Source organism: uncultured Oscillibacter sp., from assembly GCF_910587525.1.
Lineage (GTDB): Bacteria > Bacillota > Clostridia > Oscillospirales > Oscillospiraceae > Oscillibacter.
This window is the reverse complement of sequence record NZ_CAJULS010000109.1, coordinates 1-8,119: the sequence shown is the minus strand read 5'-3', so window position 1 is coordinate 8,119 and position 8,119 is coordinate 1. Positions and strand designations below refer to the sequence as shown.

The window sequence follows — 8,119 nt, the reverse complement described above, 5'->3', positions numbered from 1 at the left end:
TGGCGGCAGGCCATGACGTCGGAGTGGTCGCCGAAGATGTTCAGCGCGTGGCTGGACACGGTACGGGCGGACACATGGAACACGCAGGGCAGCAGCTCGCCGGCGATCTTGTACATGTTGGGGATCATCAGCAGCAGGCCCTGGGACGCGGTGTAGGTGGTGGTCATCGCGCCGGCGGCCAGAGAGCCGTGGACCGTGCCGGAAGCGCCGGCCTCGGACTGCATCTCGCACACCTTCACGGTGGTGCCGAAGATGTTCTTCTGACCAGCGGCAGCCCACTGGTCCACCAGGTCCGCCATGGGAGAGGACGGGGTAATCGGATAAATACCCGCCACTTCGGTAAACGCATAGCTGACATATGCGGCCGCGTTGTTACCGTCCATGGACTTGAACTTTCTTGCCATAAACACTTACCTCCTATAAATCGCTGCCCCGCGGGCAGCATTTTGCCAAACACACGGGCTCTGGAACTCTCTTCTCCAAAACCTCATGCGCCGTCATTATATCACAGGTTGTTTTGGCTGTAAACTGGCACTTTGTTATTTTTTGCACAAGATTTTCCCTTTTCTGCGGATGGGACAAAACCGCCCCGCTTTTTTTGGCAGTTTTTCAAAAAGTGTTTCCTATGGAAACAGGTTTGTGATATAGTGGTGGTGCAAATTGATTTGGGGGTGTCTCTTCCATGGTGGTGAGCGTGCGGTCCCTGGGGCTGAATGGAATATCCGGATACGAGGTAGGCGCGGAGTGCTTTCTCTCCGGCGGCCTTCCGGCCTTTGACGTGGTAGGCCTGCCGGACGCCGCCGTGCGGGAGGCCCGGGAGCGGGTCCGGGCGGCTGTGAAAAACTGCGGAGCCAAGTTCCCCGTCAGCCGCATCACGGTCAACCTGGCCCCGGCGGACCGGAAGAAGGCGGGAACCCTCTATGACCTGCCCATCTTCGTGGGGCTGCTGTCCGCCGCTGGAGAGCTGCCGCCCCCGCAGCCGGACGCCGCCTTTATCGGCGAGCTCTCCCTCACCGGGGCGGTGCGGGGCGTCCGCGGCGTGCTGCCCATGGCCATGAAGGCCCGGGAGAGCGGCATTCGCCAGCTGTTTGTCCCGGCGGAAAACGCCGCCGAGGCCACGCTGGCCGGCGGCCTCACGGTCTACGGCGTGCCGGACGTCAAGTCCCTGGCGGCCCACCTCCGGGGACAGGTTCCCCTGTCCCCGGCCCCGGTCTGGGAGCCGGAGGAGGAAGAGACCGCCCTGCCGGACCTCCGGGACGTGATGGGACAGGAGAACGTAAAACGGGCGCTGGAGATCGCCGCCGCAGGCGGGCACAACCTGCTGATGATCGGCTCTCCGGGAGCGGGCAAATCCATGCTGGCAAAGCGGCTGCCCTCTATCCTGCCGGGCCTGAGCCGGGCGGAGGCTCTGGAGAGCTCCGGCATCTGGTCCGTGGCCGGCGCGGCGGACCCCCTGCGGCCCCTGCTGGTCCGCAGGCCTTTCCGCTCGCCCCACCACACCACCTCTGCCGCCGCTCTGGCGGGCGGCGGTCCCGCCATGCGGCCCGGCGAGATCTCCCTGGCCCACAACGGCGTGCTGTTCCTGGACGAGCTGCCGGAGTTCCGCCGGGACGTACTGGAGGCCCTGCGCCAGCCCCTGGAGGACGGCGAAGTCACCGTGGCCCGGGCCGGGGGCACCCTGCGCCTTCCCGCCCGGTTCCAGCTGGTGTGCGCCATGAATCCCTGCCGCTGCGGCTGGCGGGGGCATCCGGACCGGCGGTGCGCCTGTTCGGACCGGGAGGTTGCGAAATATGTGGAGAAGATCTCCGGCCCCCTGCTGGACCGCATCGACCTCCACGTCTCCGTCCCCTCGGTGGAGTACGAGGCCATGCGGCGGCGGCAGACGCCGGAGTCCTCCGCGGCGGTGAAGGCCCGGGCGGACGCGGCCCGGGCCATCCAGTCCCGGCGCTTTGCCGGGACAGATATAACCTGCAACGCCCAGATGCCGCCGGCCATGGTGGGGGAGTTCTGCGGCCTGGATACGGCGGGGGAGAGGCTTTTGAAGGCCGCCTTTGACCGCATGGGCCTCACGGCCCGGTCCCACGACCGGGTACTGCGGGTAGCCCGCACCATCGCGGATCTGGAGGAGGAGGAAAACATCCAGGCGCCTCACCTTGCAGAGGCCATTCAATACCGGAACACGGACATCTTAAAAGGGTAAAAAGCGGGCGGCCTGAAAGGCCGCCCGTTTTCGCTGTCACCGGATGAAATTCATCATGGGCCGGGAAACGTCCGCCGGAATGGGCACCGCCGTGTCATGGAGGACCTTCACCATCCAGGCCATGTTTCTTCCCAGCTTCCGGGCCACCGCCATGCCTTCCTCATCTTCCAAAACCTCGCCGGGGTCCGCACCGTGAACGGCGCCCCAGTAGTCTGAGGTGACGATGACCATCTCCATAGCATCCATAGTGCCCAGCAGCTGCTGGTAGGTCTCCATGCCGCCGCTGCGGCGCAGGGTGCACAGCGCCCCGCCCGCCTTGCGGCGAAGCTGGTTGTCCCCGCAGCCCGCCGCCAGCATCAGGCGGTCCAGCACACATTTCATTCCCCCGGCGATACCGCCGTGGTACACGGGGGAGGCCAGCAGGATGCCGTCGGCCTCGATGCAGGCGGCAATGATGTCGTTCACCCCGTCATCCTCCCGGACGCAGCGGAGACTGCCGGTATTCAGGCAGTGGTAGCAGGCCATGCAGGGCCGGACGTTGGGACCGGGCTGGAACACCTGGAACTCCACACCGGCGGCCGTTACCTCCCGGCCCACGGCCTCCAGGCACCGGGCGGTGTTGCCGTTCTTGCGGGGGCTTCCGTTGATGGCGACGATTTTCATAAGGGGGCCTCCTTCTTCACAATTAAAACAGTTCCCAAAAATCATGAGAAAAAAGGAAGCGGGGACGGGGAATGCAGAGCAAGGCGGAGGACGCGGGCGGGCTGACGCCCGCCAAGGACGGCAACGCAGCTATGCCTTTCCCGGACCGCTGAACTTTTCTCAGTATTTTTAGGAATTGCTCTATACGGTCTCTATTGTACAGAACCCCGGCAGAAATTGCAAGGATTTGAATTTGTTCAAAAAGGGGCTTTTTCTCCCGGGAAAAACGTGATATCATACGAGGCAGAAAATCAGGACTTCAAAAGACGGAGGAATCCCCTATGAACAACAGCGAAATGCTTCTGCTGAAGCTGGGCGAGGTGGTCCTGAAGGGCCAGAACCGGCGCTCCTTTGAGGACCGGCTTGTCACCAACGTCCGGCGGCGGCTGAAAAAGTGCGGCAGCTTCCAGGTCTATGTCCGCCAGAGCACCATCTACGCCGAGCCGGTAAACGGGAGCTGCGACATGGAGTCGGCCTGGCAGGCGGCCCGGCAGGTATTCGGTGTGGTGAGCGTGGCCCGGGCGGTGCCCTGTGAGAAGACCGTCCCCGCCATAGTGGAGACCGCCAGAACCTATCTTGAGGAGGCCTTCGCCCAGGCGAAGAGCTTCAAGGTGGAGAGCAAACGGGCGGACAAGAACTACCCCATGAACTCCATCCAGGTCTCTCAGGCCGTAGGCGGGGATCTGGCGGAGCTGTTCCCCCACGTGGCAGTGGACGTGCATAACCCGGAGCTGACGGTCTACGTGGAGATTCGGGAGAAGCACGCCTATGTCCACGCCCCCGCCGTCCCCGGCGCAGGAGGCCTGCCGGTGGGCATGGGAGGCCACGCCGTCTCCCTGCTCTCGGGCGGACTGGACAGCCCTGTATCCTCCTGGATGATGGCCCGCCGGGGCGTGGAACTGGAGATGGTCCACTTTGTCTCCCCGCCCTATACCTCCCAGCAGGCCCAGGACAAGGTGCTGGAGCTGGCCCAGCTTCTGACGGCCTGGTGCGGCCGGATGCTGGTTCATATCGTGCCCTTCACGGAGATTCAGGAGGAGATCCGCCGCAAGTGCCCGGAGGAGTATTTCACCCTTATCATGCGCCGCTTCATGATGCGTCTGGCGGAGGCCGTGGCAAAGCGGGCCGGGGCCAAGGCACTGATCACCGGCGAGTCGCTGGGCCAGGTGGCCAGCCAGACCATGATGGCCCTGGCCGCCACGGACGACGTAGCCTCCATGCCCGTTCTGCGGCCCCTGATCGGCATGGACAAGGTGGATATCATCCGGATGGCCCGGGAGATCGGGACCTATGAAACCTCCATTCTCCCCTACGAGGACTGCTGTACGGTGTTTACGCCCCGGCACCCCGCCACGCGGCCCAATTTGGAGGAGGTCCGAAAGGCGGAGGCCGCCCTGGATGTGGATGGCTTGGTGTCCAAGGCATTAGAGGGGGAGAGCTGGATCAGGGTGAAACCCTGAGAGTTTTTCTCGCCCTGACGGGCGGGGAGGGATACAGCCATGATGCTGGCTGGTGCATCCCGCACGGCGAAGCCGTGCACCCCCCGTCCCCGCCCGCGGCGGAAAACTCCCCGTTCCCGGCCCGCAGCCGTCCCCCGTCCCGTCCCCGTAGGGCGGCCCCCCATTCCCTTGGAAAGGAAGGTCCATACCATGTCTCATACAGCTGAAATTCTCGCCGTCGGCACAGAGCTTCTCCTTGGCAACATCGTAAACACCAACGCCCAGACCATCTCCCAGAGCCTCTCTGCACTGGGCATCAACGTTTTCTGGCACACCGTGGTGGGCGATAACCCGGAGCGTCTGAAAGAGGCCCTGGACATTGCCCGCCGCAGGGCGGACATCATTATCACTACCGGCGGCCTGGGGCCCACCTACGACGATCTGACCAAGCAGACCATCTGCGAGACCTTCGGCCAAAGATTGGTGCTCCACCCGGAGATTCTGGAGGACATCCGGGTCTTCTACGAGACCTCGCTCCATCTCCCCATGCCGGAGAACAACGCCCAGCAGGCGGAGCTGCCGGAGAACGGCGTCATCTTCGACAACCCTGTGGGCACTGCCCCCGGCTGTGCCTTTGAGAGCGGCGGCGTCCATGTTCTTATGCTCCCGGGCCCGCCCCATGAGATGTCCACCATGCTCCGCCGCCATGCGGAGCCCTACCTGCGAAAGCTGTCCCATGAAGTTATCGTCTCCCGGGACATCATGACCTTCGGCCTGGGGGAGAGCTCTGTGGAGGAGCTGCTGCGGGACAAGATGACCCGCATGACCAATCCCACTCTGGCCACCTACGCCAAACCCTTTGAGGTCCGTCTCCGGGCCACTGCCAAGGCCGCCGCAGAGGAGGAGGCCCTGGCCATGCTGGCCCCCGTGGAGGAGATGGTCCGGGATATCCTGGGGGACATTGTCTACGGTGTGGACGTGTCCGGCCTTGCGGAGGCGTGCCTGGGGCTGCTGAAAGACAAAGGGCTGACCCTGGCTACCGCCGAGAGCTGCACCGGTGGACTGGCAGCCGGGAAACTCACCGCCATCCCCGGGGCCTCCGCGGTATACCGCGGAGGCGTGGTGAGCTACTGGACCAGCGTCAAGGGAGACGTACTCCAGGTCCCCCAAGAGATTCTGGATACATACGGCCCGGTGTCAGAGCAGTGCGCCCGGGCTATGGCGGAGGGCGTCCGGCGCATCACCGGGGCAGATATCGGCGTGTCCGTCACCGGGGCGGCGGGGCCGGACCCGGACGAGCGGGGCGTGCCTGTGGGCGTCGTGTACATCGGCCTGGCTGCACCGAATGGAGCTTACTGCCGCAGTCTGGATATGGGCCGCCGGCGGCGGGACCGTATCCAGGGCCTGGCGGCCAACCACGCCTTTGACGTGGTCCGGCGGTATCTTTCGGACCTGCCCATCTGAGGCAGAGAAAAGCGAGGCTGTGTTCAGCCTCGCTTCTTCATCCCTCCGGCGGAAGGAGGTGGAGCTGTTCCGCCGTCTGGCAGACAGCTCTTAAAATTCTCCTCGCCTCTCCGATATTCAGCTCCTCCAGGGATTCCTGTGCGTCGAAGGCGGCCAGGACCGCCGCGGCGTACAGGCGGTTGTAATTGAGCCGCGGGTTCTCCCTGCTGAGTTTTTTCTCCAGAATGTCTTTCGGGCCCAGCCTGTATTTTGCCATAAGCTCTCCCCCTGATTATATTTTAGTTTCATTTTATATCCATATTCGACAAAAATGGTAAAAATGGATATAAAATGAAACCAATCTATAATGAATCTGAGGTCTTGACATGGCGATTAAAGGGCTGTCCATCCGCATTGATGAAGCGATGCTGCATAAACTCCACATTCTTGCCGACTACGAAGGACGTTCCGCCAACAGCCAGATATTGATCCTCATCCGAGACGCCATTGAGCAGTACGAGGAAAAACACGGGAAGATTGAGCTGTGAGGAAGCCGTGCCCCGGTCTCCGTCTTGACAACCACTCCGAAATCCTCTATGATGGGATGGCCGCGGGCGCTCCGGCCCGGCAAAACGAGAGAAAGAGGAATTGGTATCATGGACATGAATTTTGACGTGAAGGCCAAGATTGAGGAGCTGGTGGAGAAAATCCAGAAGGACCCCGCCCTGCTCAAGCGCTTCCAGACCGACCCCATCAAGACCGTAGAGAGCCTGCTTGGTGTGGACCTGCCGGATGAGAAGCTCCAGCCCCTGGTGACGGGCATCAAGGCCAAGCTGACCGCCGGTGACATCGGCGACGTGCTGGGCGGCCTGAAAAAACTCCTCTAAACTCAAGAAATCCCCCGGAGGACTTCCTCCGGGGGATTTTGTATGCGGAATCTTACTTCCTGCTCTCGGCCACGGCAACGGCCACGGCGACGGTGGCGCCCACCATGGGGTTGTTGCCCATTCCCAGGAAGCCCATCATCTCCACATGAGCGGGGACGGAGCTGGAGCCGGCGAACTGGGCGTCGGAGTGCATCCGGCCCATGGTGTCGGTCATGCCGTAGGAAGCGGGACCGGCGGCCATATTGTCCGGGTGCAGGGTGCGGCCCGTGCCGCCGCCGGAGGCCACGGAGAAGTACTTCTTCCCCTGCTCGTAGCACTCCTTCTTATAGGTGCCGGCCACGGGGTGCTGGAAACGGGTGGGGTTGGTGGAGTTGCCGGTGATAGACACATCCACGCCCTCCAGGTGCATGATGGCCACGCCCTCGCGCACATCGTCGGCGCCGTAGCAGCGGACGTTGGCCCGCTCGCCCTCGCTGTACCGGGTCTCCTTGACCACCTTCACCTCGCCGGTGCCGTAATCAAACTGGGTCTGGACGTAGGTGAAGCCGTTGATGCGGCTGATGATCTGGGCGGCGTCCTTGCCCAGGCCGTTGAGGATGACCCGCAGGGGCTCCTTGCGGGCCTTGTTGGCGTTCTTGACGATGCCGATGGCGCCCTCGGCGGCGGCGAAGGACTCGTGGCCCGCCAGGAAGGCGAAGCACTTCGTCTCGTCCCGCAGCAGCATGGCGCCAAGGTTGCCGTGGCCCAGGCCCACCTTGCGGTCATCGGCCACGGAGCCGGGGATGCAGAAGGCCTGGAGGCCCTCGCCAATGGCCTCGGCGGCCTCGGCGGCGGTGCCCACGTTCTTTTTCAGCGCGATGGCCGCGCCCACGCAGTAGGCCCAGCAGGCGTTTTCAAAGCAGATGGGCTGGATGCCCTTGACAATCTCGTAGGGGTCGAAGCCGGCGGCCTTGCAGATGTCCCGGCACTCCTCCACGCTCTTGATTCCGTACTGAGACAGGACGGAATTGATCTTGTCGATTCTTCTCTCGTAGCTTTCAAACAGAGCCATTTCTCAATTCCTCCTTCTAATTATTCGTGACGGGGGTCGATATACTTGGCGGCCCCGTCGAACTGGCCGTAGCAGCCCTTGGCCTTCTCCAGGGCCTCGTTTGCGTCGGTGCCCTTCTTGATGGCGTCCATCATCTTGCCCAAGTTCACGAACTCATAGCCGATGATCTCGTCGTCCTTGTTCAGGGCAATGCGGGTGACGTAGCCCTCGGCCATCTCCAGGTAGCGGGGGCCCTTGGCCTTGGTGCCAAACATGGTACCCACCTGGCTCCGCAGGCCCTTGCCCAAGTCCTCCAGGGAGGCACCGACGGGCAGTCCGCCCTCGGAGAAAGCGGTCTGGGTACGGCCGTAGACGATCTGGAGGAACAGCTCCCGCATGGCGGTGTTGATGGCGTCGC

8 protein-coding genes and 2 pseudogenes are annotated in these 8,119 nt (G+C 63.2%); 5 read left to right on the top strand and 5 right to left on the bottom strand.

Annotated features, from left to right (window positions below; genetic code table 11):
* Nucleotides 1-404: pseudogene (locus QZ326_RS09805) on the bottom strand (pyruvate:ferredoxin (flavodoxin) oxidoreductase); the annotation flags it as partial.
* A 278-nt stretch (nt 405-682) separates the two neighbouring features.
* Between QZ326_RS09805 and QZ326_RS09800 the strand changes: the two are divergent.
* Nucleotides 683-2,200 carry a YifB family Mg chelatase-like AAA ATPase gene (locus QZ326_RS09800; protein ID WP_295744619.1) on the top strand — a complete coding sequence of 506 codons (1,518 nt, stop codon included), beginning with the start codon at nt 683-685 and terminating at the stop codon, nt 2,198-2,200.
* Nucleotides 2,201-2,236: 36 nt separating this feature from the next.
* On the opposite strand, the gene QZ326_RS09795 is transcribed toward QZ326_RS09800, so the two are convergent.
* Nucleotides 2,237-2,863 carry a flavodoxin family protein gene (locus QZ326_RS09795; RefSeq protein ID WP_295744616.1) on the bottom strand — a complete coding sequence of 209 codons (627 nt, stop codon included), beginning with the start codon at nt 2,861-2,863 and terminating at the stop codon, nt 2,237-2,239.
* 320 nt (nt 2,864-3,183) lie between these two features.
* Between QZ326_RS09795 and thiI the strand changes: the two genes are divergently transcribed.
* The gene (thiI, locus tag QZ326_RS09790; protein ID WP_295744613.1) at nt 3,184-4,362 is read left to right on the top strand and encodes a tRNA uracil 4-sulfurtransferase ThiI; all 1,179 of its coding nucleotides are present in this window, start codon (nt 3,184-3,186) and stop codon (nt 4,360-4,362) included.
* A 189-nt stretch (nt 4,363-4,551) separates the two neighbouring features.
* On the top strand, nt 4,552-5,805 hold the full coding sequence (locus tag QZ326_RS09785) for a competence/damage-inducible protein A (protein ID WP_295744611.1): 1,254 nt from the start codon (nt 4,552-4,554) through the stop codon (nt 5,803-5,805).
* Nucleotides 5,806-5,842: 37 nt separating this feature from the next.
* On the opposite strand, the gene QZ326_RS09780 is transcribed toward QZ326_RS09785, so the two are convergent.
* Nucleotides 5,843-6,061: a hypothetical protein gene (locus QZ326_RS09780; protein ID WP_295744609.1), complete on the bottom strand. Its 219-nt coding sequence runs from the start codon at nt 6,059-6,061 to the stop codon at nt 5,843-5,845.
* 109 nt (nt 6,062-6,170) lie between these two features.
* Here QZ326_RS09780 and QZ326_RS09775 point away from each other — a divergent pair, with 109 nt between their 5' ends.
* Together QZ326_RS09775 and QZ326_RS09770 are read left to right on the top strand one after the other, a co-directional pair.
* Complete coding sequence (locus QZ326_RS09775) at nt 6,171-6,332, top strand: hypothetical protein (protein ID WP_016322430.1); 162 nt, start codon at nt 6,171-6,173, stop codon at nt 6,330-6,332.
* A gap of 108 nt (nt 6,333-6,440) precedes the next feature.
* A complete protein-coding gene (locus QZ326_RS09770) occupies nt 6,441-6,671 on the top strand; it encodes a hypothetical protein (RefSeq protein WP_295744603.1) in 231 nt (76 codons plus the stop codon).
* Nucleotides 6,672-6,723: 52 nt separating this feature from the next.
* Here the strand turns inward: QZ326_RS09770 and QZ326_RS09765 are convergent, their stop codons facing one another.
* Both QZ326_RS09765 and QZ326_RS09760 read right to left on the bottom strand, forming a co-directional pair.
* On the bottom strand, nt 6,724-7,722 hold the full coding sequence (locus QZ326_RS09765; protein ID WP_295744599.1) for a GGGtGRT protein: 999 nt from the start codon (nt 7,720-7,722) through the stop codon (nt 6,724-6,726).
* A 20-nt stretch (nt 7,723-7,742) separates the two neighbouring features.
* Nucleotides 7,743-8,119, bottom strand: a pseudogene (locus tag QZ326_RS09760) (hypothetical protein); the annotation flags it as partial.

Bases quoted from the DNA above. Each gene is read 5' to 3' on its own strand.
- QZ326_RS09800 (WP_295744619.1), top strand. From the start codon at position 683: ATGGTGGTGAGCGTGCGGTCCCTGGGGCTGAATGGAATATCCGGATAC.
- QZ326_RS09795 (WP_295744616.1), bottom strand. From the start codon at position 2,863: ATGAAAATCGTCGCCATCAACGGAAGCCCCCGCAAGAACGGCAACACC.
- thiI (WP_295744613.1), top strand. From the start codon at position 3,184: ATGAACAACAGCGAAATGCTTCTGCTGAAGCTGGGCGAGGTGGTCCTG.
- QZ326_RS09785 (WP_295744611.1), top strand. From the start codon at position 4,552: ATGTCTCATACAGCTGAAATTCTCGCCGTCGGCACAGAGCTTCTCCTT.
- QZ326_RS09780 (WP_295744609.1), bottom strand. From the start codon at position 6,061: ATGGCAAAATACAGGCTGGGCCCGAAAGACATTCTGGAGAAAAAACTC.
- QZ326_RS09775 (WP_016322430.1), top strand. From the start codon at position 6,171: ATGGCGATTAAAGGGCTGTCCATCCGCATTGATGAAGCGATGCTGCAT.
- QZ326_RS09770 (WP_295744603.1), top strand. From the start codon at position 6,441: ATGGACATGAATTTTGACGTGAAGGCCAAGATTGAGGAGCTGGTGGAG.
- QZ326_RS09765 (WP_295744599.1), bottom strand. From the start codon at position 7,722: ATGGCTCTGTTTGAAAGCTACGAGAGAAGAATCGACAAGATCAATTCC.